At 33.4% G+C, this 26,338-nt stretch carries 25 protein-coding genes; 8 read left to right on the plus strand and 17 right to left on the minus strand.

Annotation, left to right across the window (positions count from 1 at the left end; genetic code table 11):
* The coding region (locus LBV24_RS11325; protein ID WP_224478770.1) for an OmpA family protein at positions 1-324 on the plus strand (324 nt) is incomplete at its 5' end.
* Between the two features lie 358 nt (positions 325-682).
* Here the strand turns inward: LBV24_RS11325 and LBV24_RS11330 are convergent.
* Together LBV24_RS11330 and pdxH are read right to left on the minus strand one after the other, a co-directional pair.
* Entirely contained in the window at positions 683-1,180 is a 498-nt protein-coding gene (locus tag LBV24_RS11330; protein ID WP_224478771.1) for a CAP domain-containing protein, read from the minus strand.
* A 191-nt stretch (positions 1,181-1,371) separates the two neighbouring features.
* Positions 1,372-2,019, minus strand: a complete 648-nt coding sequence (gene pdxH, locus LBV24_RS11335) for a pyridoxamine 5'-phosphate oxidase (RefSeq protein WP_224478772.1) — start codon at positions 2,017-2,019, stop codon at positions 1,372-1,374.
* A gap of 71 nt (positions 2,020-2,090) precedes the next feature.
* Between pdxH and LBV24_RS15320 the strand changes: the two genes are divergently transcribed.
* On the plus strand, positions 2,091-2,402 hold the full coding sequence (locus LBV24_RS15320) for a DUF3784 domain-containing protein (RefSeq protein WP_224478773.1): 312 nt from the start codon (positions 2,091-2,093) through the stop codon (positions 2,400-2,402).
* Positions 2,403-2,410: 8 nt separating this feature from the next.
* Here LBV24_RS15320 and LBV24_RS11345 read toward each other — a convergent pair whose 3' ends face one another.
* The 4 genes from LBV24_RS11345 to pyrR are packed head-to-tail and all read right to left on the minus strand — an operon-like array spanning position 2,411 to position 5,150.
* Positions 2,411-3,316: a ribonuclease Z gene (locus LBV24_RS11345; protein ID WP_224478774.1), complete on the minus strand. Its 906-nt coding sequence runs from the start codon at positions 3,314-3,316 to the stop codon at positions 2,411-2,413.
* A 3-nt stretch (positions 3,317-3,319) separates the two neighbouring features.
* Positions 3,320-3,652 (minus strand): ribonuclease Z, encoded by a 333-nt coding sequence (locus LBV24_RS11350; RefSeq protein ID WP_224478776.1) that lies wholly within the window; start codon positions 3,650-3,652, stop codon positions 3,320-3,322.
* A 3-nt stretch (positions 3,653-3,655) separates the two neighbouring features.
* A complete protein-coding gene (locus LBV24_RS11355; RefSeq protein ID WP_224478777.1) occupies positions 3,656-4,585 on the minus strand; it encodes an aspartate carbamoyltransferase catalytic subunit in 930 nt (309 codons plus the stop codon).
* Positions 4,586-4,610: 25 nt separating this feature from the next.
* The gene (gene pyrR, locus LBV24_RS11360) at positions 4,611-5,150 is read right to left on the minus strand and encodes a bifunctional pyr operon transcriptional regulator/uracil phosphoribosyltransferase PyrR (protein WP_224478778.1); all 540 of its coding nucleotides are present in this window, start codon (positions 5,148-5,150) and stop codon (positions 4,611-4,613) included.
* Positions 5,151-5,346: 196 nt separating this feature from the next.
* Here pyrR and glgP point away from each other — a divergent pair, with 196 nt between their 5' ends.
* Positions 5,347-6,990, plus strand: coding sequence for an alpha-glucan family phosphorylase (gene glgP / locus LBV24_RS11365; protein WP_224478779.1), 1,644 nt, complete (start codon positions 5,347-5,349; stop codon positions 6,988-6,990).
* Positions 6,991-7,064: 74 nt separating this feature from the next.
* Here glgP and rpsA read toward each other — a convergent pair whose 3' ends face one another.
* Both rpsA and LBV24_RS11375 read right to left on the minus strand, forming a co-directional pair.
* The gene (rpsA, locus tag LBV24_RS11370; protein WP_224478780.1) at positions 7,065-8,900 is read right to left on the minus strand and encodes a 30S ribosomal protein S1; all 1,836 of its coding nucleotides are present in this window, start codon (positions 8,898-8,900) and stop codon (positions 7,065-7,067) included.
* A gap of 256 nt (positions 8,901-9,156) precedes the next feature.
* Positions 9,157-9,765 carry a hypothetical protein gene (locus LBV24_RS11375; protein WP_224478781.1) on the minus strand — a complete coding sequence of 203 codons (609 nt, stop codon included), beginning with the start codon at positions 9,763-9,765 and terminating at the stop codon, positions 9,157-9,159.
* 226 nt (positions 9,766-9,991) lie between these two features.
* On the opposite strand from LBV24_RS11375, the gene LBV24_RS11380 reads away from it, so the two are divergent.
* Positions 9,992-10,369: a LysM peptidoglycan-binding domain-containing protein gene (locus LBV24_RS11380; RefSeq protein ID WP_224478782.1), complete on the plus strand. Its 378-nt coding sequence runs from the start codon at positions 9,992-9,994 to the stop codon at positions 10,367-10,369.
* Between the two features lie 29 nt (positions 10,370-10,398).
* On the opposite strand, the gene cmk is transcribed toward LBV24_RS11380, so the two are convergent.
* From cmk to lon, 4 genes are all read right to left on the minus strand, one after another.
* The gene (cmk, locus tag LBV24_RS11385; RefSeq protein ID WP_224478783.1) at positions 10,399-11,097 is read right to left on the minus strand and encodes a (d)CMP kinase; all 699 of its coding nucleotides are present in this window, start codon (positions 11,095-11,097) and stop codon (positions 10,399-10,401) included.
* Positions 11,097-12,116, minus strand: coding sequence for a type IX secretion system protein PorQ (gene porQ, locus LBV24_RS11390; protein ID WP_224478784.1), 1,020 nt, complete (start codon positions 12,114-12,116; stop codon positions 11,097-11,099). Before porQ ends, cmk begins: the two co-directional genes overlap by 1 nt.
* Before the next feature lie 72 nt (positions 12,117-12,188).
* Positions 12,189-12,905, minus strand: coding sequence for a LysM peptidoglycan-binding domain-containing protein (locus tag LBV24_RS11395; protein WP_224478785.1), 717 nt, complete (start codon positions 12,903-12,905; stop codon positions 12,189-12,191).
* Entirely contained in the window at positions 12,889-15,342 is a 2,454-nt protein-coding gene (lon, locus tag LBV24_RS11400) for an endopeptidase La (RefSeq protein ID WP_224478786.1), read from the minus strand. Before lon ends, LBV24_RS11395 begins: the two co-directional genes overlap by 17 nt.
* 228 nt (positions 15,343-15,570) lie before the next feature.
* On the opposite strand from lon, the gene LBV24_RS11405 reads away from it, so the two are divergent.
* The 4 genes from LBV24_RS11405 to LBV24_RS11420 are packed head-to-tail and all read left to right on the plus strand — an operon-like array spanning position 15,571 to position 18,513.
* Complete coding sequence (locus tag LBV24_RS11405; protein WP_224478787.1) at positions 15,571-16,122, plus strand: RNA polymerase sigma factor; 552 nt, start codon at positions 15,571-15,573, stop codon at positions 16,120-16,122.
* Between the two features lie 14 nt (positions 16,123-16,136).
* Entirely contained in the window at positions 16,137-16,700 is a 564-nt protein-coding gene (locus LBV24_RS11410; protein WP_224478788.1) for a hypothetical protein, read from the plus strand.
* Positions 16,678-17,769, plus strand: a complete 1,092-nt coding sequence (locus LBV24_RS11415; protein WP_224478789.1) for a hypothetical protein — start codon at positions 16,678-16,680, stop codon at positions 17,767-17,769. Before LBV24_RS11410 ends, LBV24_RS11415 begins: the two co-directional genes overlap by 23 nt.
* 18 nt (positions 17,770-17,787) lie before the next feature.
* Positions 17,788-18,513, plus strand: coding sequence for a head GIN domain-containing protein (locus LBV24_RS11420; protein ID WP_224478790.1), 726 nt, complete (start codon positions 17,788-17,790; stop codon positions 18,511-18,513).
* A gap of 52 nt (positions 18,514-18,565) precedes the next feature.
* Here LBV24_RS11420 and LBV24_RS11425 read toward each other — a convergent pair whose 3' ends face one another.
* From LBV24_RS11425 to glgB, 5 genes are all read right to left on the minus strand, one after another.
* Positions 18,566-19,504 carry a hypothetical protein gene (locus LBV24_RS11425; protein WP_224478791.1) on the minus strand — a complete coding sequence of 313 codons (939 nt, stop codon included), beginning with the start codon at positions 19,502-19,504 and terminating at the stop codon, positions 18,566-18,568.
* A 46-nt stretch (positions 19,505-19,550) separates the two neighbouring features.
* Positions 19,551-20,885: an MFS transporter gene (locus tag LBV24_RS11430; protein WP_224478792.1), complete on the minus strand. Its 1,335-nt coding sequence runs from the start codon at positions 20,883-20,885 to the stop codon at positions 19,551-19,553.
* A gap of 67 nt (positions 20,886-20,952) precedes the next feature.
* Positions 20,953-21,783, minus strand: a complete 831-nt coding sequence (locus LBV24_RS11435; protein ID WP_224478793.1) for a M48 family metallopeptidase — start codon at positions 21,781-21,783, stop codon at positions 20,953-20,955.
* A gap of 82 nt (positions 21,784-21,865) precedes the next feature.
* Entirely contained in the window at positions 21,866-24,271 is a 2,406-nt protein-coding gene (locus tag LBV24_RS11440) for a glycoside hydrolase family 31 protein (protein ID WP_224478794.1), read from the minus strand.
* Positions 24,272-24,423: 152 nt separating this feature from the next.
* Entirely contained in the window at positions 24,424-26,334 is a 1,911-nt protein-coding gene (glgB, locus tag LBV24_RS11445; RefSeq protein ID WP_224478795.1) for a 1,4-alpha-glucan branching protein GlgB, read from the minus strand.
* Between the last annotated feature and the right edge of the window lie 4 nt (positions 26,335-26,338).

Here is a 26,338-nt window from a genome sequence, read left to right on the forward strand (position 1 = left end):
GATAAATGGAATATTAGAACCGATGCTCAATACGAATTGGAAAATATTGTTGATGTCTTGAGAAAACACCCTGAAATGGTCATTAAAATTGAATCTCACACGGATAGTCGTGGTGGAGACCGATATAATATGAAACTTTCGGATAGACGCGCAAAGGCCACAAGAGATTATATAATTTCTAGAGGTATCAGCAAAGATAAAATAGAAAGTGCCATAGGATATGGTGAAACTCAACTGTTAAATAAATGTGCTAATAAAGTTGATTGTACAGAGGAAGAACATCAAATGAACAGACGATCTTACTTCTATATTATAAAAGAATAATTCAACCCTCAAATTATGTTAAGAAGAGCAAGTTATATACTTGCTCTTTTTTTTAGGATAACATCAAACACTGCTTGATGAATAGACATACTTAACTATTCATGAAAAGACTAAGCCTTCCATCTAACTTAAGTAGTTGGAAACATCTCTTAATTAACCTATCCTAAATAGAGTGTACATGATTAAACAAAGCTACATGGTAGTACTTACTGAAGGATTAAACCTAAATTATAAAGCATTAGAATTTATAAAGTATTAAAAAATTATTTTACAATCATTCATTAACTAAATAATAGGCATAAAAAAAAGCCACATTTCTGTGGCTTAAATCTTGCTATTAATCAACTTTTTGAGCGGCTTAACGCTTTATGAAGATATTGGTAAAGTACCACTTACCCTCATTGTTTTGTTCGGCTGAGATATCAAAATCTGTAAAATCGCCTTCAATATTATCTTTATGACTTGGGCTATTTAACCAAGCTCCAACTACTGATTCTGCATTACTAAAACCATATGCTACATTTTCTGATACTATTGCAGCAGAAGCATTAGCTTGTAAACTTTGCTTTCTTTGAAAAAAGTTATCGTGAGATACGTTATCCACCTCTATCATATAATCAGTATGCGTATAAGCAACCGCTTTAACTGTTCTATGATCATTTAATGGATTTAATCCTTCCAAGATTCTATGCTGATTTATCAACTCCATGATCTCAATTTCAATCTGCTTTGCTACTGGTGCAACTGGTACCTCAATGGAATTAATACTATCTTCTGCCACGCTCTCTGTAGAACATGATGTTAAGCCTAAAAATATAATCAGAGCCAGGGCAGGCAAGATTCTAGATACTTTCATAAGTAGGTTATTTTAGTTTGGGATTACTAATTTATAAGCCTACTTAGGTAATTTCCGTTAAACAAATGTTAAAATCGATTAAAAACATGTATTTCATCGAATTTTATTGCAAAACATCGATGAAATGCATCCAAAATCTAATTTTTTATGTTTTACAGCGATTTTTTTTGCCGTTAATCGATTATTAAAACTTAAGGACAGAGACGTTCAACCTTCCAATTGTAGTCCTCTTGAAGTTTGTATCTAATCCTATCATGAAGTCGGTTTGGCCTGCCTTGCCAAAATTCTAATTCTATCGGTCTAACAATATAACCACCCCAAAAATCAGGTCGTTCTATTTCTTTACCCTCGTACTTCTTTTCTAGAATTTTTAGTTTTTCGTCCAGTATATTTCTATTGGCTATTGGTTCACTTTGGTTTGATACTATGGCACCTAATTGGCTACCCCTTGGACGAGATTCAAAATAACCATCACTTAAATTTTCCGATATCTTTTCTGCTTTACCTTTAATTATTATTTGACGCTCTGCTGAATGCCAAAAAAAGGATAAGCACACATTAGGGTTGGATTTAATGGCTTTTCCTTTTTCACTTTCATAATTAGTATAAAAAATGAACCCTTCATATGTGTATTTTTTAAGTAGTACTACTCTACTCTTTGGGTATCCATCTAAACCAATTGTAGAAATGGTCATGGCATTTGCTTCGTCAATATTAAAATGAGTATCCACTTCTATAAACCAATCCCTAAAAAGTTCTAGAGGGTTTTCAGGTACATTTTCAAGTAATAATTCCCCTTTTTCGTAAGATTTTCTGTAATCACCTAAGTCTTTTTCCATAGTATTACTAAGATAATTCAAATTTTTATTTCAATTAGTAAATTGATTATTTTTAAGGCTAAATTAAACAAATGTTTATTGGTCAATTTATATTAAGTACTATTCTCATAGTATGTGCTCTCCTTATTAATCGAAACCCTAATTTAATAGCGGGTTATAACTCTTTAAGTGCAGAAGAAAAAGCCAAAATTGACATTAAAAGCCTATCTAAATTTCTCATGACTGTTTTAATTGTAATAGGATTAACAACACTAGTGCTTTGTATAATTCTAGCTAATTTAGATATTAAAGCACACTATATTTATTTAGTGAATTGTACGATTATTGTTTTGGGAGTGATTATAGCTTCCATATATGCGAATAATAGTTTTAAAGTAAAATAAAGCTTTAACTAAAACTCAAAGGAAACTCCATCTTTGGCAAGCAAGACATTCTCAAAAACCTCCTGAGCCTCTTTCTTAAATAAGCCGTATCCGTTATATCTTGTTGAGTAGTGTCCTAGGACCAAAGTTTTTACTGATGCCTTTTTAGCAATTGTCGCAGCTTGTTTTGCTGTGCTATGCTTAGTTACCTCACATAAGTCTTCATTCTTATTCAAAAACGTTGATTCATGATATAAAACATCAGCCTTTTTAATAATCGGAATTATTTCTTCACTATACTTTGTATCACTGCAATAGGCATAACTTTTTGTTGGCCTTGGGTCTAGTGTTACAGTTTCATTTTTAATTAGCTCTCCATCATCATTAACAACATCCGCACCTTGTTTTAATTTTCTGAAATAAGCCATATTTATATTGGCTTTTAATACAGCCTTCATGTCTAATTTACGCTCATCAGGTTTTTCCTTAAATAAAAAGCCATTGGTGTATACACGATGATCTAACGGAACGGTATGTACTTCTACCTTGTCATCCTCAAAAATTAATTCCGATTTTTTGGAATCCAGCTCATGAAAAATCAAAGGGTAGTTAGTCCAAGAATCCGAAAGTTTCATTTGCAGTGTAATTACTTCTTTTAATCCTTTTGGAGCATAAATATGAAGCTCAGTTTCACGAGTTAAAAGTCTAAACGTACTTATTAAACCAACTAAACCAAAATAATGATCTCCATGAAGATGAGAAACAAAAATATGCTTAATCCTGGAAAACTTAATCTTATGTCGCCTTAGCTCCACCTGAGTACCTTCACCACAATCAATAAGAAACATGTGGTTTTTAATTTCCAGCACTTGAGAAGTTGGGTTTGTATTGGTCCTTGGTGTAGCACTGTGACAGCCTAATATGGTGAGTTTCATTTATTAAAATCCTAAATCTCGCTCAATGTCTTCCATCTCAATAATATCGTATGCTTCTTGTGTAGTTGGTACCACAACTATTTCATCGGGCATCTCATCTAAATCAACCATATCGGTAACAATAACAAATGATTTTTTATCACCTCTATGTTTATTGCTTAAGCGCAGAAACTCAATAATATCTTCTAATTGAATTTTTTCAATACTTGTAAGATTAACAATTAAATGATAATTTTTGAACTTATCATAACCCTGTTCAATATTGTTTACAAGTGTTTTTACCGAAGCTTTTTCTTGTGTTATAATAGTTACGTTACCGTCTCTATCGATTATCATATCTTATTGCTTAATTTTTGATGCTAATAAATATATAACTGCCATTCTAATTGCGACACCATTCTCTACCTGGTCTAAAATTATAGCTTGCTTAGAATCTGCCACATCACTGGTTATCTCTACTCCACGATTTATTGGTCCTGGGTGCATTATTACTATATCCTTATTTAAACTATTCAATATATCTTTATTTACACCAAATTGCTGGGTATATTCTCTAGTTGATGGAAAATAGCTGATATCCATTCGTTCATTTTGTACTCTAAGCATATTGGCCACATCACACCATTCTAATGCCTTTCTTAAATTCGTTTCAACAATTACGCCAAGTTCTTTAATATATTTAGGAATTAATGTTTTAGGGCCACAAACCATGACGTTGGCACCTTGAAGTTGCAAGGCATAAATATTAGATAACGCCACTCTACTGTGTAAAATATCACCAACAATAACAACATTTTTTCCTTTTACCGTTTCTAGCTTTTCTCTTATTGAATATGAATCTAATAAGGCCTGTGTTGGGTGTTCATGAGCACCATCTCCAGCATTAATAATACTTGCGTTAACATGCTTTGACAAAAAAACACCAGCGCCAGGATTTGGATGTCTCATAACAACCATATCAACCTTCATTGATAAAATGTTATTAACCGTATCCACCAAAGTTTCTCCTTTTTTAACTGATGATTGTGAAGCGGAAAAATTGATTACATCTGCAGATAATCTCTTTTCAGCAAGTTCAAAAGACAATTTTGTTCGAGTTGAGTTTTCGAAAAATAAATTTGCTATGGTAATGTCTCTTAGTGAAGGAACTTTTTTAATTGGTCTATTAATGACTTCTTTAAACTGATCTGCTGTTTCAAAAATCAGTTCTATATCCTCCTTTTTGAGATACTTAATTCCTAATAAGTGGTTAACACTTAATTCACTCATATATATCTACTTTTTGCAGTCACTTTTATTTATTTATCAAATACACTGCATCTTCTCCTTCATTTTCTACCCAATTCACTTTTACCTTTTGATCATCGATTGCATCTACTTGTCGTCCTTTATAATTAGGCTGTATTGGTAAATGACGGCTAAATCTTCTATCAATTAGCGTTAGTAATTCAATATTATTAGGTCTCCCAAAAGATTGAATTGCGGTCAATGCAGATCTTATACTTCTACCAGTATAAAGCACGTCGTCAATAAACACCACATTCTTGTTTTCTACTATAAAATCTATTTCGGTAGTATTGGCTTCAAGTGGTTTTTCGCCTCTTCTAAAGTCATCACGGAAAAATGTAATATCGAGGTGACCAATTTCTACATTTTTAATCTTATAATCTTCTTTAAGCATTTTTGCCAAGCGGTTTGCCAAAAACTTCCCTCTTGGTTGAATTCCTATAAGAACTGTATCAGTAAAATCATCATGGTTTTCAATGAGTTGGCAAGCCAATCGGTGGAGTGTAATGCTGACTTCTTTAGAGTTAAGTAAAACTTTTTGACTCATATTTTATCCAATCAATGCTGGGTTGCAAAGTTAAGTTAAATAATTTGAGAATCAAATTAAAGAATCTGCATAAAAGGAGATATGAAATTAAGACTTTCATAATTCTTCAAATATGTTGATTTTAATGACATTTATCACACAAAGTATGGTATACTAATGACTATCTTTACGCACCTAAAATTAAATTAGAATTTTCATGAACAGCGACTATAACAAGTGGTACCATCCCTATAAACCAAACAAAAAATATGAGAAAAAGGTAGCCTATTTTAGTATGGAATTTGGTATTCACCAAGGCTTAAAAATTTACTCAGGAGGTTTAGGCTTTTTGGCAGGTTCGCATATGCGGTCTGCCTATGAATTAAAACAAAATGTTATTGGAGTTGGTATGCTTTGGAAATATGGATATTATGACCAATCTAGAAATAAGGACAAGACCTTAAAGCCAGATTTTGTTGAAAAGACCTATAACTTTCTTGAAGATACGGGAATAGAGGTGTCAATTAAATTACACGACAATCCAAATGTTAAAGTCAGGGCTTTCGTATTAAAACCAGAAATATTTGGAAGTGTTCCTATTTATCTATTAAGCACCGACGTAGAAGGTAATGACTATTTATCTCGTACAATAACCAATAATCTATATGATGCTAATGAGGATACTCGAATATCTCAAAGTATTGTACTTGGCATTGGTGGCGCTAAGGTTGTTGAAGCTCTTGGTGGAGCCGATACTTACCATCTTAATGAAGGTCATGCCCTACCTGCCTTTTATTATTTAAGAGACAAGGGTGTTAAAAAGAACAATTTTGTATTTACAACACATACGCCTGAAAAGGCAGGTAACGAGGAACGTGATGCAAATTATTTGAATCAATGTGGTTTCTTTGGACGTACATTATCTGCTGAAGAATTAGAAATGGAATCCGTTAATAACGGAAATATTAACTATACGGTTTCATCTCTACGTATGGCTAAAAAAGCCAATGCAGTGTCAAAACTTCATGCCAAGGTATCACAGGACATGTGGAAAGGCTATAAGAATACTTGTAAGATTATACCAATTACAAATGCACAGAACCAAAATTTTTGGCAGGATCTTAAGCTCAAAAAAGTTTGGGAAAACAAAAAAGACAGTGCTTTTAATAAGCGAAAATTAGAATTAAAATCGAATCTTTTCGAGGAGGTGCTAAATCAAACTGAAAGGATTTTTGACCCAAAGGTTTTAACATTTGTTTGGGCAAGACGATTTGCTGGATATAAACGAGCTGACCTCTTACTCTATGATATAGAACGTTTTGAACGTTTAATTTCTAATAAAAAATATCCCATTCAAATTATTTGGGCAGGTAAACCATATCCACATGATAATTATGGAATTGAAATATTTAACAAGTTGGTAAACTATTCTAAATACAAGCCAAATCTTGCAGTATTAACAGGGTACGAAATGGACTTGTCTAGAAGGTTAAAAGAAGGGTCTGACGTGTGGCTTAACACGCCTCGAATTACGCGTGAAGCTTCTGGAACAAGCGGCATGACAGCCGCTATGAATGGCTCTGTTAATGTTTCAATAAATGATGGATGGATTCCTGAATTTGAAAAAAACAATAAGAACAGTTTTGTTTTACCAGAACAAGACCATAGGATTCCGGTACATGAACAAGATCGTTTGGATGCTGAAAATCTTTATGAAATACTGGAGAAAAAGGTAATACCAACATATTATGATAAGCCAAAGAAATGGCAAGAAATAGTTTTCAATGGTATTGAAGATGTATTACCAGAATTTTCGAGCCACCGTATGGCTGACCAATATTATAAGGAATTATTCAACTAGGTTCAAAAGAAACTTTTCCTAACAAAAAAAAGCCTTTCATAATGAAAGGCTTTTTTTAAAATATAATGAGAGAATTATTTCTTCCCGTCCATTTTATCTTTAAGTGCTTGTAAAGCATCGTTTGCATCACCTAATGTAGGCTTAGCTTCTGCTGCTTGAGCCTCAGCTCTTTTCACAGCTTTCTTTACGATCTTAGCTTCTTCTTCTCTAAATACTGCTGTATGAGAAGCTACAACACGCTTGAATTCTTTATTGAATTCTATAATCTTAAATTCAGCTTCTTCACCTTTCTTAAGTTTAGAACCGTCTTCTTTCTCTAAATGACGAGATGGTATAAAGGCAACAATGTCTTCATTAAACTTAACAGTTGCACCTTTATCAACGATTTCAGTCACCGCTGCATTATGAGAAGTTCCTAAAGCGAATTCTTTTTCATATTTATCCCAAGGATTTTCAGTTGTTTGCTTGTGTCCAAGAGATAATTTACGTCCTTCAACGTCTAACTCTAATACCACAACGTCTAACTTATCACCTACGTTACAGAATTCTGATGGGTGCTTAATTTTCTTAGTCCAAGATAAATCAGAGATATAAATCAATCCGTCGATACCTTCTTCTAATTCAACAAATACTCCAAAATTCGTAAAGTTACGTACTATACCTGAATGCTTAGAACCTACAGGATATTTAGAAGTAATATCAGTCCAAGGATCTGGTGTTAATTGCTTAATACCAAGAGACATTTTTCTATCTTCTCTATCTAAGGTTAAGATAACCGCATCTATTTCATCACCTACAGCAACAAAATCTTGTGCAGAACGTAAATGAGTTGACCAAGACATTTCACTTACGTGAACTAATCCTTCTACTCCTTCAGCAACCTCAACAAAAGCACCGTAATCTGCAATTACTACTACTTTTCCTTTTACTTTGTCACCAACTTTTACTTCTTCACCTAAAGCTTCCCAAGGATGCTTAGATAATTGCTTAAGACCTAATTGAATTCTTGATTTGTTTTCATCAAAATCTAAGATTACAACATTAAGTTTTTGGTCTAATTCTACAATTTCATTCGGATGGTTAATTCTAGACCAAGATAGATCTGTAATATGGATTAAACCATCTACACCACCTAAATCGATAAATACACCGTAAGAAGTAATGTTTTTAACAACACCTTCTAATACTTGACCTTTTTCTAACTGACCAATGATTTCTTTCTTTTGTTCTTCAATATCAGCCTCAATAAGTGCCTTATGAGAAACAACTATGTTTTTGAACTCATGGTTAATTTTAACCACCTTGAATTCCATAGTTTTATTTACATACTGATCATAATCTCTAATTGGCTTAACATCTATTTGAGAGCCTGGCAAGAAAGCTTCAATACCAAAAACGTCAACGATCATACCACCTTTAGTTCTGCATTTTACAAAACCGTTTACGATTTCACCAGTATCATGTGCGTTATTAACTCTATCCCATGCTTTAATTACACGAGCTTTTCTGTGAGACAATACCAATTGACCGGTTGCATCTTCACGCACGTCAATTAATACCTCAACTTTATCACCAACTTTTAAATCTGGATTGTAACGGAACTCATTAAGAGAGATTACACCTTCTGACTTTGCGTTGATGTCAATAATAGCATCTCTATCTGTAATGTGTATTACTTCTCCTTCAACAACTTCATCATCTAAAGTGTCTACAAAGTTTTCTGATACTAATTTTTCAAATTCTTCTAACTTTTTGTCCGCAACTTGCTCAATTCCTTCTTCGTAATTGTGCCAATCGAACTCCTTTAAGAATTTTTCTGGATTTGCTTGAGCTTCAGAGACTACTGGAGCTTCAACTGTAGTAGCTTCAGTTGCTTCAACTTCAGCTTTTTTTGTTTTCTTTTCAGCCATTGTGCTGATTAAAATTTGTATTCTGTATCTTTTGAAAGAATGGTGGAAAAGCTACAGAAGTTATTTTTGTTTGTCTTATTTCCTTTTTTACTCTCCAATTGTCCACCAAAAAGGTCTGCAAAAGTACAATAAAATCAGACTTTTACAAAACCACTAGCGATTTATTTAAATAGTTCGAAAAAATAGAAATAAAAAGCCTTAAAAGCGCGTATCTAATTTACTTTTAAGGCTTTATATAAAATTTTGTGTTTATTATTTAATTGTTAGCTCTAACAATTAGTTTAGGATCAATCACATAATAACCAACTACAGTCTCATCATCATATATAGCAACTTCAATTTCGTATTTATATTCTAGTTCTTCGGTATTGTCTTGACCAATAACTTCTAGGTTTAAAAAACTAGATAAACTTCTATTATTATCTCCTGGAAATTCAACTGCATTACCTGATCCAGGATCTGCAACTGACTTATCAAATAGAGAACCATACAAATCTAATGTATCAACTGGCACATCAAAAACACCTGGATCAGCAGGGTTTTCCTCAAAAAATGCGAGTCTAGAATATAAAATTCCTTGATTTAAACCTAATCCAGATGTAGGTTGATCAAAAATTATGCGTTGACCAAATTGAACCTCTAAAGTAAAATCGGATGTAGATACTCCGCTTGGTTGACCAAAATCAACCAAATCTGTAATATCAGAACCTGGTGGTCTATTTAGAACTTCATCTACCTGTACCGTTATATCTGGTATGATAGTAACCTCAAAAGGTAGTTCTTGGTTACCTCCATCATCATCACCAAAGGAACAGGCTGTTAACAATAAACTAAGTATAATTAATGTGTAAATAGGCTTTTTCATATCTTCAATTTTTCTGATAGCTGGAATTACTTCAAATATAATCCAATTATAAAAATTCCACAATAATCGGTTTTTATTTTCTGACCAAAAAAACGCTGTTTTTTGTGACGTAATTAATTTAACTGTGTCTTAAAAATAGAACATCAATTTGATGCTAAAGAACTTATTTTTTGGTAATTAAATTGATATATTTACAGAACTATTAACAAATAAAAATCTTATAATTATGGTAAAGGCAAAATACCAAGATGTATTAGACTTAGGACAACAATTAAATATTCAAGACGGAAAGGTTGAAGAATCTGACGGTAAACTAAAAGTTTGGGGTACTGCATCAACACAATATGAAAAGAATCTTCTTTGGGATAAAATCAAGGAAATTGGTGGAGATAGCCCAAGTGATATTATGGCAGACATTAAAGTTGCAGATGAAACTGTTTATGCAAGGCATACGGTTGCTTCAGGTGAGACTTTAGGAAAGATTGCTAAGCACTATTATGGTGATGCAATGAAGTATAAAGAAATATTCGCAGCTAATTCTGATATATTAAAAAATCCTGATTTGATTTATCCAGATCAAGAATTGATTATACCGAATTTATAATCGAAATAACAAATTTATCAAAGGCCTTACTAAGTAAGGTCTTTTTTTATGGCCTTGTTTACAAGTTTTAAAATAGTTTCAACTTGTTCTTCTATGGTAAGATCAGAATTATCAATCTCAATAGCGTCATCAGCAATAACTAAAGGTGAATCTTCTCTAGTTGAATCTATTCTATCTCGTGTTGTGACATTTTCTAAAACTTCATCATAACTCAAGTTATGGCCACGCTCTAAAAGTTCTTTAAACCTTCTCTTAGCTCTTGTCTCAGCTGAAGCCGTCATAAATATTTTCAGCTCTGCATCCGGAAAGACTACCGTACCAATGTCTCTTCCGTCCATCACAATCCCCTTCCCTTTTCCCATAAGCTGTTGCTGTTCTACTAATTTTCTTCTGACTTCAGAAAGAGTGGCAACAGGACTTACATAACTTGAAACTTCTAATGTGCGAATTTCTGATTCTATATTTTCACCATTTAGATAGACCTCAGCGAAACCAAGTTCATCATTAAACTTGAATGATATATTAATAGCCTCTAAGCTACTAATAAGTGCCTCAGAATCTAACTTCTTGTTTTTGATGAAATCATTTTTTAATGCAAAATAAGTTACGGCCCTATACATTGCACCAGTATCAACATAAATATAATTTAGTTGATTAGCCAAACGCTTTGCAATTGTACTTTTTCCTGTAGAGGAAAATCCATCTATGGCAATAACTATTTTATTCATTATTCTAAATCTATCTGTAATCCAAAAAAACTGGTATTTGAAGCACTAGTATATCTTGCATGAGTATAGCTAAATCTCATTTTATTTAGTTGTATGCCAACTCCAACAGAAATACCAGAAAAGTTTCTTTGGTCAACTATTCTTAATTCTTCAGACCTTCTAAAGTTATAACCTAATCTTAAATTAAAGCCGCCTTCCGGGAATAATTCTGCTCCCAAAATTAAATGCCTTAGTGCATTATTAAAAAAACTCACTTCTTCTTGAGTCTGATTTCCATCTAAATCAGTGGTTGCTCTTGAGGGGTTAGCAACACCTATAGGCCATTCTTGCAAATTCTCTAATGTAAGGTGCCATCTTAATGGTACATTCTCCAATGTTTGAGACATACCAAAATTAACCTCAAAAGGTAGTGGTTCATTTTGACCAGCATATGTTGTGAATTGAGTACCTAAGTTCCTTACAGTTAGAGCTGCATGAAAATCTAAATCTTCATTTATATACATAACACCTAAATCAACCGCGCCACCAATTGAATTATATTGTTCCAATAAAGAGGTAATAATCTTAAGGTTTGCGCCTACGTAAAAATCCGTAAACGGTATATTGTAATTGTAACCCAATGATATTGCAGCTTCATTACCATTAAATGTCCCAGTAGATACACCATTAACATCGTAACCATCAAAACTGCCATAGTTAATATAGGTCACCCCAAAATGAAAGGTTTGAACGTGCCTGTCCCAAGTATAGGCATATGCCGCTGTCCCATAGCTTATTCCTCCAAGATAACTTGAGTAGTTAACTGCTAACTGATTACTCATGGCGCCGTTAATAGACGCAGGATTATATAACGCTTCTGTAACGTCATGGTCAAAATTTGTTATGATTTTACCACCTAATGCGGCCTGTCTTGGAGAGGATACTAAATTTAGAAATTGATAAGTAGATTCACCACCTAATTGGCCAAATAATGGCAATGCAAAAAGCATCAATAACAAGCTAGAAATCCCTTTCATCATAGATTTTGCAAAATAACTAAATCTATCTTAAAACGAGAGTATGTATTTTTTATTTTTTGGATGAATGGAATTCTATTTTAAAACTAGTTTTTGTCCTACTTTAATTACATCGCCTTGAAGACCATTAATACGTTTAAGCTTACTCACGGTTGTTCCAGTTTTAGATGCTATGCTCCACAATGTATCACCTACTTTTACAACCCAGACTTGGGTTGAATTTATATCCTTTGAAAGGTCAAAATTTCTAATTTGAAGCTTTTGACCTTCATTAATGGTGTTTGAATTTAAGTTATTCTCTTGCTTTAGAGTAATTAGATCAATCTCATAACGCTTGGCAATACCATATAAGGTTTCACCATTTTTAACTGTATGGAAATCTGAATTAAAATTATGAACGCCTCTTGATATTGGTTTACTGGTTGGAGGATTATAATCATCAAAATTTCTTATCCTTACTTTTTCTCCAGCGTCAATGAGTGTAGTTTCTAAGCCATTGGCCTTTTTAAGGACATTAATGGGTACACCATACTTTTCTGAAATATCTAATAAGGTTTCTCCTTCATTTACAATATGAAAATCTTTTTGAAAATCTTGTTTTTGTGCACTAGAGTCTTTGACCTTTAATACCTCCTTTGGCTTTACAAGAGTAATTTCTCCTGTTGCAACGTTAAGTTTAGCCGGTTTACCGTCTAATAATACATCCTTATACTCAACCTCTTGACCAAATGATAAAAATACATTTAGAATGAAGACTGATAATGCAATATATAGTTTACAACTTTTTAGCATTTCTAACCTTTTGATTTGTAATCGCAATATCAATGACATCACTCATTTCCTTTACGTAATGAAAGGTTAAACCTTTTAAATATTCAGGTTTAATTTCATCAATATCACGTTTATTATCCTCGCAAAGTAAAATTTCTTTTATTCTTGCTCGTTTAGCAGCTAATATTTTTTCCTTAATTCCACCTACAGGTAAAACTTTTCCTCGTAAGGTAATCTCACCAGTCATTGCCAAACTCTTCTTTACTTTTTGTTGCGTAAACAAAGATACTAAAGATGTTAACATTGACACGCCAGCACTAGGACCATCTTTAGGTGTTGCTCCTTCAGGTACATGGATATGAACATTATACTTATCAAACACTTCTGGATTAACGTTTAATTTATCTGCGTTGGCCTTAATATATTCCATTGCTATGGTCGCAGACTCTTTCATCACTTTTCCTAAGTTACCCGTAATTGTTAAGCTTCCTTTTCCTTTGGACAAAATAGATTCGATAAATAATATATCGCCACCAACTCGTGTCCAAGCAAGTCCAGTAACAACGCCTGCAACATTGTTATTTTCGTATTTATCTCTTTCTAACCTTGGGCTTCCGAGAACTTCTATAACGTCTTCATTAGATACCTTTACATCGTAAGTCTCTTCCATTGCAATATTCTTGGCCGCATAGCGTACCATTTTTGCAATCTGCTTTTCTAATCCTCTTACTCCTGATTCTCGTGTATATCCTTCAACAATTTTTTCCAATTGCGGTTTTGCAATTTTTAATGCGCTAGAATCTAAACCGTGCTCTTCCAATTGCTTAGGTAAAAGATGGCGTTTAGCGATTTCTACCTTCTCCTCTATAGTATAACCAGTGACATTAATTATTTCCATTCTATCCCTTAATGCTGGTTGAATGGTATTTAAGCTATTTGAAGTGGCAATGAACATTACTTTTGAAAGGTCAAAGCCCATTTCTAGAAAATTATCATAAAATTCATTGTTTTGCTCTGGGTCTAAAACCTCTAACATTGCCGATGATGGGTCGCCCTGATGACCTGATGATAATTTATCAATTTCATCCAGAACAAAGACAGGATTTGAAGTACCTGCTTTTTTTAAGCTCTGAATGATTCTTCCAGGCATAGCTCCTATATAAGTTTTTCTATGACCCCTAATTTCAGCTTCATCACGTAATCCTCCTAAAGATATCCTCACATATTCTCTGCCTAATGCTTCAGCAATTGACTTACCCAACGACGTCTTTCCTACACCTGGAGGTCCATAAAGACATAAAATTGGAGATTTCATATCGTTACGCAACTTCAGAACAGCCAAGTATTCTATGATACGTTTCTTCACATCATCTAAACCAAAATGATCGCGATCCAAGATTTGTTTTGCACGTTTTAAATCGAATTGGTCATTACTATATTCATTCCAAGGTAAATCTAAAAATAGATCTAAATAATTTCTTTGAATAGAATACTCAGCAACCTGAGGATTCATTCTCTGCATTTTGGCCAATTCCTTATCAAAGTGGGTTTTCACCTTATCATCCCACTTCTTATCTTTGGCTCGAGCCTTCATCTCTTCAATTTCTTGTCCAGACGAAGCTGCACCACCTAATTCTTCTTGTATAGTTTTAAGTTGTTGATGTAAAAAATATTCACGTTGCTGTTGATTCATATCGCTCTGAACCTTACTTTGAATATCATTTTTAAGCTCCAACTTCTGATATTCAATATTCATGAAACGTAAAGTCTCTAAAGCACGTTCTTGAAGATCATTTATTTCTAGGAGTTTTTGTTTTTCAGCAACTTTGAGATTCATGTTAGAAGACACAAAATTGACTAAGAATGAACTACTTTCTATATTCTTAATGGCAAATGTTGCTTCTGTAGGAATATTTGGACTTTCCTTTATAATTTCTAAAGATAAGTCTTTAATGGAATCTATAATCGCAGCAAATTCTTTATTATCGCTTGAAGGTTTTGTTTGAGGCAGATCTGATATTGTTGCGGACAAATAAGGCTTTTCTGATATAATCTCATTAATCTGAAACCTTTTTTTACCTTGAATAATAACCGTAGTGTTACCATCTGGCATTTTAAGGACCTTTAATATTCTCGCCACGGTACCTGTCTTATAAATATCCTTTGCTGAAGGATTTTCTACAGCTTCATCCTTTTGTGCAACAACACCGATTACCTTACCAGCATTATTTGCATCATTAATTAACTTTATTGATGTATCACGTCCAGCAGTAATTGGGATTACTACTCCAGGAAATAAAACAGTATTCCGGAGTGGCAAAATTGGTAAAGATTCGGGTAATGATTCTTTATTTATAAGTTCTTCATCCTCAGGAGTCATTAAAGGAATTAATTCTGAGTTTTCATCAAAATCCTGAAATGACAAACTGTCAAGACTTAAAAAATTTGATTTTTTCATATTATTTATAAGCCATTCTGTCATTAAAAAATAGAGAACAGCATTTTATTAAAGATATTAATAATTAACTTTATGTTGAATATCAAGCAATTACGGGATATTCAAAGTTATTCACAACTATATAAATTCAATTGTTGTGCCATTACCTTTATAAATATTAAAACTTTTTTTAGTTAAACTGTAACACTGAATGATTAGTATCATCTATATACCAAAGCAATTGTTTTTTTGACATCAACCAATCAAGATATCGAACAGTTACTATTGCAGTGTAATTCTGGAAACCAACGTGCACAGTTGGAAGTTTACAACAGATATAACAAGGCAATGTATAATACAGCAATAAGAATTGTAAAGGATTCTTATAAAGCTGAGGACATAATGCAAGAGTCTTTCTTAACCGCTTTTACAAAACTGAAAACTCTTGAGGATTCTCAACTTTTTGGCGCATGGTTAAAACGAATTGTAGTTAATAATAGTATAGCTTACTACAATAAATCGACTAGACAAAAAGAAGTTCCTTTAGATAACATAATGTATAAGGTAGAAGACAACATTGGTATAGAAGAAAGTAATCAAAATAGTCAAAAAGTAAAAGAAATAATGACAGCAATGAAATCCTTAAAACCCAATTACAGCCTAGGATTATCATTACATCTTATTGAAGGCTATGACTATGAAGAAATCTGTGAGATTATGAATATCTCATATGCAAACTGCAGAACAATGATTTCTAGGGCCAAAGAAAGCCTAAGAAAAAAATTAACGCAGTCGGTTTAACAAAAATTAGAATTATGCAAAAGGACCCTATAAATGAGTTATTTGATGAATTAAAAGGCAAATTCGACACTGAGGTGCCTAAATTAGGTCATCAGCAACGATTTCTAGACAAGTTAAATGACAGAGGTCAACTAGAAAAGGAGACAACATCTATCTTTTATTTAAAATGGAAACCGCTTATGGCAATTGCTGCCTCGATTATAATTTGCCTAAGCGTATTTGTTGCACTTCCTAACGATCCAGAATTAATGGATTTAGCTAGTGTTTCGCCAGAGTTATCTAATACACAAGATTTCTTTACCACTACAATTGATAATGAGCTTAAAAAAATAAACAAGGAACGAACGCCTTTAACTGAGCAAATTATTGATGATGCGTTAAAACAGCTTCAGCTTTTAGATGATGAATATCAAAATTTAAAAATCGACCTAACAGAGAGTAATGAAGATCAGCGAGTTATTTATGCAATGATTGCAAATTTTCAAAATAGAATTGATATCCTAAAGACTGTTCTTGAACAAATAGAGAATGTAAAACAACTAAAATCCAACAATGATGAAAACACTAATACAATTTAAATTAGCATTTGCGCTACTTTTAATGCCCTTAACTGTTTTTGGGAACAACATAAGCCCAGAAATAGCTAAATCAACAAAAGAAAAGCAAATACAAAAATCATTTAATGTAAATTCTGATGCGACATTAAAAATTAATAATAGCTATGGAAACATCGACATTGTTACATGGGATGAAAATAGAATTGAATTTGATATTACCATAAAAGTAACTGGTAATAACAGTGAGAAAGTACAAGATCGATTAAATGATATCGACGTTAAGTTTTCCTCTTCAAGTGAGTGGGTATCCGCTGAAACTCTTTTTGGTAAAAAGAATAAATCTTGGTGGAATTGGGGAAATAACAATAGACTAAAAGTTGAAGTGAACTACCGTGTTAAATTACCTATGACTAATAACGTTAAGCTTAACAATGACTACGGTTCTATCAACTTAGACAAGCTAGAAGGACGTGCTGAAATTAACTGCGATTATGGTAAAATCACCACTAAAGAATTGATGGCAGAAAACAATGTTATAAATTTCGATTACACCAATAACAGTTATTTCGAATACATTAATAGTGGTAAAATATCAGCAGATTATAGTGGCTTTACAATTGCAAAAACAAAGAATATTGAACTTAATGCCGATTACACAAAATCAGTAATTGAGATTTCTGAGAACATAAAATACAATTGTGATTATGGATCCTTGAAAGTTGACAATGTAAACAATATAGAGGGTAATGCAGACTATTTAACCTTGAGACTAGGAACAGTTTACAAAAATGTTAGCTTAAAAGCAGATTATGGTGCTATTAAAATCGAAAGACTGGCATCTAACGCCAATAATGTTATGATTAATTCTGACTTTGTTGGGATTACTATAGGCTACGATTCGGGTTACAATTTTGATTTTGATATCGACCTAGAATATGCTTCTTTACGCGGTGGTGATGATTTTAACTTCGTAAATAAAGTAGTCGATGGATCAGAGAAATACTATAGTGGATATAGTGGCAAACAAAATTCTGGTAATAACGTGAAAATAGAATCTGAATACGGAAGCGTAACATTCAAAAAATTATAAACCAATTAAAGACAAATTATGAAACCTATTAAATCAATTGCATTAGTTGCACTATTACTTAGCACCACTCTATCCTGTGCGCAATGGGGAAAATGGAAAAAAATCAAAGGTAATGGAGAGATAACAACCATAACCAGATCAACGAGCTCTTATGATGGTCTTAAGGCTGCAGGCCCAATGGATTTTAAACTTGTACCTGGTAATGAAGGTGAAATTTCTATCAAAGGAGACTCAAATCTTATGGAATACATAAAGACTGAGGTAAAAGACAATAAACTTGTTGTAAAGGTTAAAGATGGAATTAACTTAAAACCAACTAAAACTATAATAATAACAATTCCTTATAAGGATATATCCTTTGTATCTCTTGCAGGCTCAGGAGACGTCAATAATGAAGGTACTATTAATGTAGATGACTTTAAAGTTGCATTGGCTGGTTCTGGTGATGTAGTATTAAATATTTCTACCGGATCAACAGATAGTAGTTTAGCAGGATCGGGAGATATAGTTTTAAAAGGAAGCACCAACAATTTAGATACTAAAGTTGCCGGATCTGGAGATTTTGATGGTAGTAGATTAGAAAGTACAAACGTAAATGCTGCAGTTTCTGGTTCAGGTGATATTAGTGTAGTTTGCAATGGAAAATTAAAAGCGAGAGTTTCCGGTTCTGGAGATATTTCATATAGTGGTAAACCTACGAGTAAAGACACTAAAGTCTCTGGTTCTGGAGATATTAGCAATTAAAAAAGTCCAACCAAAAAAGAAAAGCCGCGATTTAATAATCGTGGTTTTTTTATTAAAACTGTACGTACGCCCAAATAATGTCCTGAACAATATCATCAACATTTGAGCTCGTACTTGTTGCTACAAAAAAGTCTCTCATAGCTATGAATATTACATCTCCATTTCTAAAAAAATCCAATACAGTTCCATCGCTGTCTAATGTAACGGTAATTGAATCACCTTCTTGTGTCCAAGTAAATCCAAATGTTCTAATATCCTCAAAACATTCTATACTATATTCAAGATCAGTAGGATCATTTGTTGGAGAGCTAACCTCTACTTCCATGGATTCTCTGTAATACAATGTCCCTGTACCATCAGAATTAAATGAAGCGGTTTCATTGTTAAAGCAATCAATCTCTGTTAAATAATCACTAGTTTCTATTCCATCATTATCAATATCCCTCGGAATATCAGATTGCCAGACTATAAGCTTCCAATCACCAACCACATTAAATATTTCAGGTTCACAGTTTCCTAATTCCAAAATTAGATTTAACAAAGTACCATCATCTCCACAATTAAAAATTTGATTTTCAAGCGCTTCACGATATGCTATACATGCTGCCGTGTACTCTACAGTAATAGCATCCTCTAAATTCTCTAGAGCAATTGCTGATGCTTCTGCTGCCATTTCGCATTCTGTAGTATTTGTATTATCATCAATTACACAGTCGCCTAATCCCTCAATTATATATTGTAAATCTCCGTTTTCATCACCACAAAATTCAATCTGATCTTCAAGCGCATCTCGGTAAGCTTGGCATAATAAATTATAACTATCAACATCAGTATTGGCGAAGTCAACTAAGGCTTGAGCAGTTAATTCAGTAGCGCTTAGGCAATTGTCAATTTCATCGACAACAACATCTCCTTCATATGGTTCATTATCACAAGTAATTGCCATAAATAGCCACATGAACGAAAACAGTATTAATATTCTCCTTATCATAGCATGATAAAATTAAGAATATTTTTATAAATAAATATGGTACAGATTACTCTTCGACAATATAAACATTCTTAATAGTACTAAGAATAGCTAATCCTATTACAAAAAAGGTAATTAAAAACAATATTGAATACCTCATACTACCAGTTATACTTGCAACAAAACCGTACATAAACATACCTATTACTATACCTATTTTCTCGGCAACATCATAAAAACTAAAATAGGATGCCGTATCCTCAGTACCTAGAGGTATTAATTTACTGTATGTTGATCTAGATAAAGCTTGAATGCCACCCATTACTAAACCAACCGAAGCAGCGGTAATATAAAAATGAGTAGGTGTAGTTACAAAATAAGCAAAACCACAAATAAGAATCCAAATACATATTACCCAAATCAAGGCTTTAATATTCCCAATCTTTTTGGATAATTTCGCAGTATAATTGGCACCAACCACTGCAATTAATTGTATTAAAAGTATACTAATAATCAACCCTGTTGTAGAATCTTGCTTTCCCCAGTCTAATTCTTCTACAGCAAAATATGTTGCGGCTATCATTATAGTTTGAACTGCCATACTATAGATGAAAAAAGCAGACAAGTATCGTTTTAAAATTTTGTTAGACTTTAGAGCAATCCATATTTTCTTTAATTCATTGAAGCCAGACATTAATACAGTTTTAGTGACCTTATGACCTTCATGCGTTCCGGTTGGTAGATATTTAAAAGTATACTGTGCAAATAATATCCACCATACTCCAACCAAAATAAAAGCTATCCTAGTTGGTTGCCCTTCACTTTCAAAACCAAACCATTCGTATTTTAATATCATAACAAGGTTTAAAAGGAGTAAAATCACACTGCCTATATAACCTAAGGAAAAGCCTTTTGCACTAACCTTATCTTGCTGTTCGGGATAAGCAATATCTGGTAAATATGAATTATAAAATACAAGACTTCCCCAAAATCCTACTAAACCAAACACGTAACAAAGCATTCCAAAAACTATATTCTCCAAAGAAAACCAATACAAACCAATACAAGACAAAGCACCTAAATAACAAAAGAACTTCATAAATGATTCTTTGTTACCGACATAATCTGAAATACCTGAAAGAATTGGAGATAGAAATGAAACAATTAGGAAACTGAAAGCTGTTACATAACTAATTAGGGAATCATTATTAAACTCATATCCTAGAAAAGTGACAGTATCATCTAATATTCTGCCAGTTTCTTCGTCTTTAATAATGGTTAGTGCTCCATAAAATATAGGGAATACTGCTGATGAAATCACCAAAGGATAAACCGAATTTGCCCAATCATAAAATGCCCAAGCATGCAATAATTTTTTACTTCCTTTCTTAAGATTGCTCATATATATGTATTAAAAAAGCTGTTCCGAGGAACAGCTTCTAATGTAATCAAATAATATGAAATCTATCTTAATTTATAGGTCTAAATGAGGTTACACCAAATTTTCTAGCTTCTGCTTTAGCTTTAGGTGCTAATGCTTGTAAATTTTGAATTCTCGTATCATTACTTGGATGTGTGCTTAAAAACTCTGGTGGTGCTTGACCTCCACTATTTGCTTTCATACGCTTCCATAACTCGGCTGCTTCATCTGGATTGTAACCAGCCATTGCCATTAAATATAAACCTATCTTATCAGCTTCAGTCTCATGCCCTCTACTAAAAGGTAAAACACCGCCAATAGTAGAACCTAGTCCATAAGCCTGCATCCACATTTGTTGTTTTTCAGGGCTTTCGTTTCCGGTAGCAACCGCAACAGCCACACCTCCAGCCTGTTGGAGTATACCTGAGCTCATTCTTTGTTGTCCATGATTAGCTAAAGCGTGCGCAACTTCATGGCCCATTATGGCAGCAACACCAGTTTCGTTTTGGGCAATTGGCAAAATCCCAGTGTAAAAGGCAATTTTACCACCTGGCATACACCAAGCATTTACTTGTTCTGATTCGATTAACTTATATTCCCATTTGTAATCGTCTAAATATCCTTGGTAGCCATTAGCATTTAACCAGCGTTCTGCAGCAACGGCAATTCTTTGACCAACTCTAGTTATCATATCGGCATCAGATGTACCCGTGATTACCTTGTTTTCACTTAATACTTGACTATACTGAGCAAAGGCTGATGGGAATAATTGGTCATTTGACACAAATGCCATCGTTTTTTTTCCAGTGAATGGATTGGTTGCGCATGATGCAATCACAGCAATAACACCAACTGTAAGTAATATTTTTTTAAGTCGCATAGCTAATGGTTTTTATAATGAATACTAATTTACAAAAATGAATTCATCAATTTGACCCGAAAATTATGATTTGGTCACTTATTTATTTACTAATTATATGCAACTCTGAGAAATTCTTATCCACAACAAAGGAGCTTGTTCCATTGGACACTAAATGATTCAATGGGATTTTTTCATTATCTATCTGAATTTCACCAATTTCAAATGGTAGACCATGAACTTTTATTTTAAAGGTTTCGTATGGCGTAATAAATTTACCCTCCTTGTGCTGATTAATAATAAGTTCTTTTGTTCTACCTGTTAATTTAAAGGTTCTAAGACTATATCTTCCCTTTTTGTAATCAAAACCATCATTAGCGTCGCTATACAACTCACTAGATTCTTTACCTTTCTTATAATAGATTTCTAATGTTATTTCGTCTATGTTCTTTTCACCTACATATTGTTGTATTGGATATTTAGGAATGACTGTACCTTCTTTAATAAAGATTGGCATACTATCAATATCAGAGTCAACCCACATTTCTTTACCTCCTTTTACAATCTCATCGGTCCAGTAGTCATACCAATTTCCTCGAGGCACATACATTCTGCGTCCCTTAGCATTTGGTTCTAAAACAGGACAAGCCAATATTTGCTCGCCAAAAATAAATTCATCAGTTCTATAATGGGTGTGTACATCTTCTTGATCATAGAGTACCAAAGATTTTAATATTGGTGTTCCATGGTCTGCATAATTATAAAATGCAGTGTACAGATATGGTAATAACTGATATCTAATTTCAATAAATTTTCTAACAATATCAGTTACATCCTCATCAAATGCCCATGGTTCTTGATCGCCATGATCTCCCGATGAATGTACTCTAAAAAATGGGTGAAATACTCCAAGTTGAATCCAACGCGTAAAAAGTTCACCTTGTGGTTGCTCAGCAAAACCTCCTATATCGCTACCTGCAAATGAGAAGCCAGACATGGCTAATCGTTGAGCTTGGATATTAGCAATCCACAAATGCTCCCACGTGGCTACATTATCACCTGTCCAAGTAGACGTATATCGCTGGGTACCAGAATATGCCGCCCTTGTAATAACAAATGGACGCTTAGGGTAGCTATATTTTTTTAATCCTTGGTAAGTGGCTCTTGCCATCTGCATACCATATACATTGTGAGCCTTTCTATGACTACAAGGATTGCCATCATAGTCGTGACGAACGTCATCTGGGAATGTTTTATTAGGAACCTCCATGACCGCAGGTTCGTTCATATCATTCCAAACTCCTTTAATACCTATTTCCTCAATTAGTTCTTTAAACAGACCAGACCACCAATCTCTTACTTCTGGATTTGTAAAATCAGGGAAATAACATTCACCTGGCCAAACTTTACCTTTCATATACGGTCCATCCGCACGCTTACAGAAATAATCTTTTTCTAGAGCCTCTTTAAATACAGAATAGTCCTTATCTATTTTAATTCCCGGATCAATTATAGCAACGGTTTTAAAGCCCTGTTCTTTAAGCTCTTTCACCATTCCCTTTGGATCTGGAAAATATTCCTTGTTCCATGTAAAACAACGGAAACCATCCATATAATCAATATCTAAATAAATAGCATCGCAAGGAATTTCAAGTTTTCTAAACGTAGAAGTAATTTCTTTTACTTTACTCTCAGGGTAATAACTCCATTTACATTGATGAAAACCAAGTGCCCATAATGGAGGTAACTCATGTGGTTTTCCTGTCAAGTCAGTATAACTCTCTACGACATCGCTCATTTTTGGGCCATAGAAAAAGTAATAGTTCATTTCCCCTCCTTGTGCCCAAAAGCTTGTGACATTTCGTCTTTCTTGCGCAAAATCAAAGGACGTTTTAAAAGTATTATCAAAGAAAATACCATAGGCCTTGTCATGATGAAGACCTGTGTAAAAAGGAATAGCCTTATAAATAGGGTCTGTATCCTTACCATAAGCATAAGAATCAGTTACCCAATTATTATAGCGTTTTCCCTTAAGATTTAAATGATTTGGTTTGTCTCCAAGTCCGTAATAGCTTTCGCCATCATTTGAGACTTTACTCATTTTAACAATGTTACCTCCATATTGATAACTTTCCTCCCAGTGAAATCCAATTTCATCTTCATTTATAAGTACACCATCCTTAACATCGAATAATGATATCCTCAGGCTTTCTTTAGAAATTTCACAACGTAATTTTGAGGTTATTACAATATAACAATCTTCGTTTTCCTCAATTTCTAGTTTATTATAACCCGTACTAGCGTATTTAGTAATTGCATACGAAAAATCATTATCAAAATTACCTACTGTTGTATATCTGAATCTGAGCAGACTATCTCTAACTACTGTTAACTGAAGAATAACATCATTATCTGTTGAGAAATATAATTTATCAACATCCTTTTCAAAGCCTATTATTTTTGAAGGGAACTGATTCCCTTTATTTTCTAATTCTGTATTTGTAATCATAGCATGATTTTATTCAAAAAGCACGTAAAAAAACGGAAAAAATAGAACTTAAGAAAGTGTATAAGAGTCTAATTATACAGAATTGTTAACTATAACGTTTTCGGTTAGTTATTTTATTTATCTCGCAATTTTTCTGTCAAAAAAATACGATTTTAACTAGTGTATTTTAAAACTACTGCGCCTAAGGGTGGAATATTTACATCTATTGAATTATCCCTGAATTGCCAAGATTCTGGTTTTGTAGATTGCACTTTATTCTTGTATTCACCACTACCAAAATACTTTTTAAGGTTGCTATTAAATATTTCTTTTAGTTTGCCTTTTCTTGGTACTCCCATTTTATAATTTTCCCTAGGTACGGGCGTCATATTACATGCGATGACTAAGTCATTTGATTCATCGTTTCCTTTTCTAATGTATACTAAGACCGAATTCTCCGAATCGTTATAATCAATCCATTCAAATCCTTCACCTGAAAATTGCTTTTCGTAAAGTGCAGGTTCATTTTTATAAAGTGTATTTAAATCCTTTATCAATGCCTGCACACCTTTATGAGGCGCATATTGAAGCAAATGCCAATCTAGACTTTGTTGAAAATTCCATTCTTCACTCTGACCAAATTCAGCACCTTGAAATAATAAGTTCGTTCCTGGATGTGTAAACATATACGAGTACAGCAATCTCAAATTAGCAAATCTTTGCCATTCATCTCCTGGCATGCGACCTAATATGGATCGCTTTCCATAAACCACCTCATCATGACTTAATGGTAACATAAAGTTCTCGGTAAATGCATAGGTCATACTAAAGGTTAAATCATTTTGGTGATGTTTTCTATAAATAGGTTCTTTAGCAAAATACTGTAAGGTATCGTGCATCCAACCCATCATCCATTTCATTCCAAAACCCAATCCTCCAATAAAGGTTGGTTTGGAAACCATAGGAAACGAAGTAGATTCTTCTGCAATAGTCTGTACATCAGGAAAAGTAGAGTAAACAGCTTCGTTCATTTCCCTCATAAATGAAATGGCTTCTAAATTCTCCCTACCACCAAACATATTAGGTTCCCACTCTCCGTCTTCTCTACTGTAATCTAAAAATAACATAGAGGCTACAGCATCAACGCGTAAACCATCAGCATGATATTGATCTAACCAAAAAATTGCATTACTGATTAGAAAAGATTTAACTTCATTACGACCATAATTAAAAATTAAACTCTTCCAGTCTGGATGGTACCCTTTTCTCTTATCCGGATGTTCGTATAATGCTGAACCATCAAAGAAACCAAGTCCATGAGCATCTTCTGGAAAGTGTGATGGTACCCAATCTAAAATAATCCCAATGTCATTTTGGTGCAGTTTATCAACTAGTAATTTAAATTCTTCAGGATATCCAAATCGAGACGTAGGTGCAAAATAACCTGTAAGTTGATAACCCCAAGATGGATCATAAGGATATTCCATAACAGGCATCAATTCTACATGTGTAAAGTTCATTTCCTTTACATATTTCACTAGGTCATCAGATAATTCTTTATAAGAAAGAAATCTATTTTCTTCAATCTGTTTTTTCCATGAACCCAAATGAACTTCGTAAACCGAATAAGGCGCATCTAGTGCATTGTGATCCTTACGCTTTTTCATCCATTTAGTATCCTTCCACTTATAGTTGTCATCCCAAACTATTGAAGCTGTATTTGGTGGATGCTCGCAGCGTCTTGCATATGGATCTGCTTTTTCTGTTTTAATATCGTTATGATGACTGTGAATTTTATACTTGTATACATTTCCTTTACCTACTTTTGGGATAAAGCCTTCCCAAATTCCACTACCGTCCCAACGTACATTAAGTTTGTGGTCTCCTTCTAACCAATAATTAAAGTCTCCTACTACCGATACCATTTTTGCACTTGGTGCCCAAACTGCAAAATAGGTTCCTTTTACACCATTTACAGTAGTGATATGCGAACCAAATTTTTCGTATAAGCGATAGTGTTTGCCCGATTTAAATAAATCTATATCAAAATCAGTGAATAAGCTGTGTGCAATTACTTCTGCCATAAAA

The organism is Winogradskyella vincentii (genome assembly GCF_020166345.1).
Taxonomy (GTDB): Bacteria; Bacteroidota; Bacteroidia; order Flavobacteriales; family Flavobacteriaceae; genus Winogradskyella; species Winogradskyella vincentii.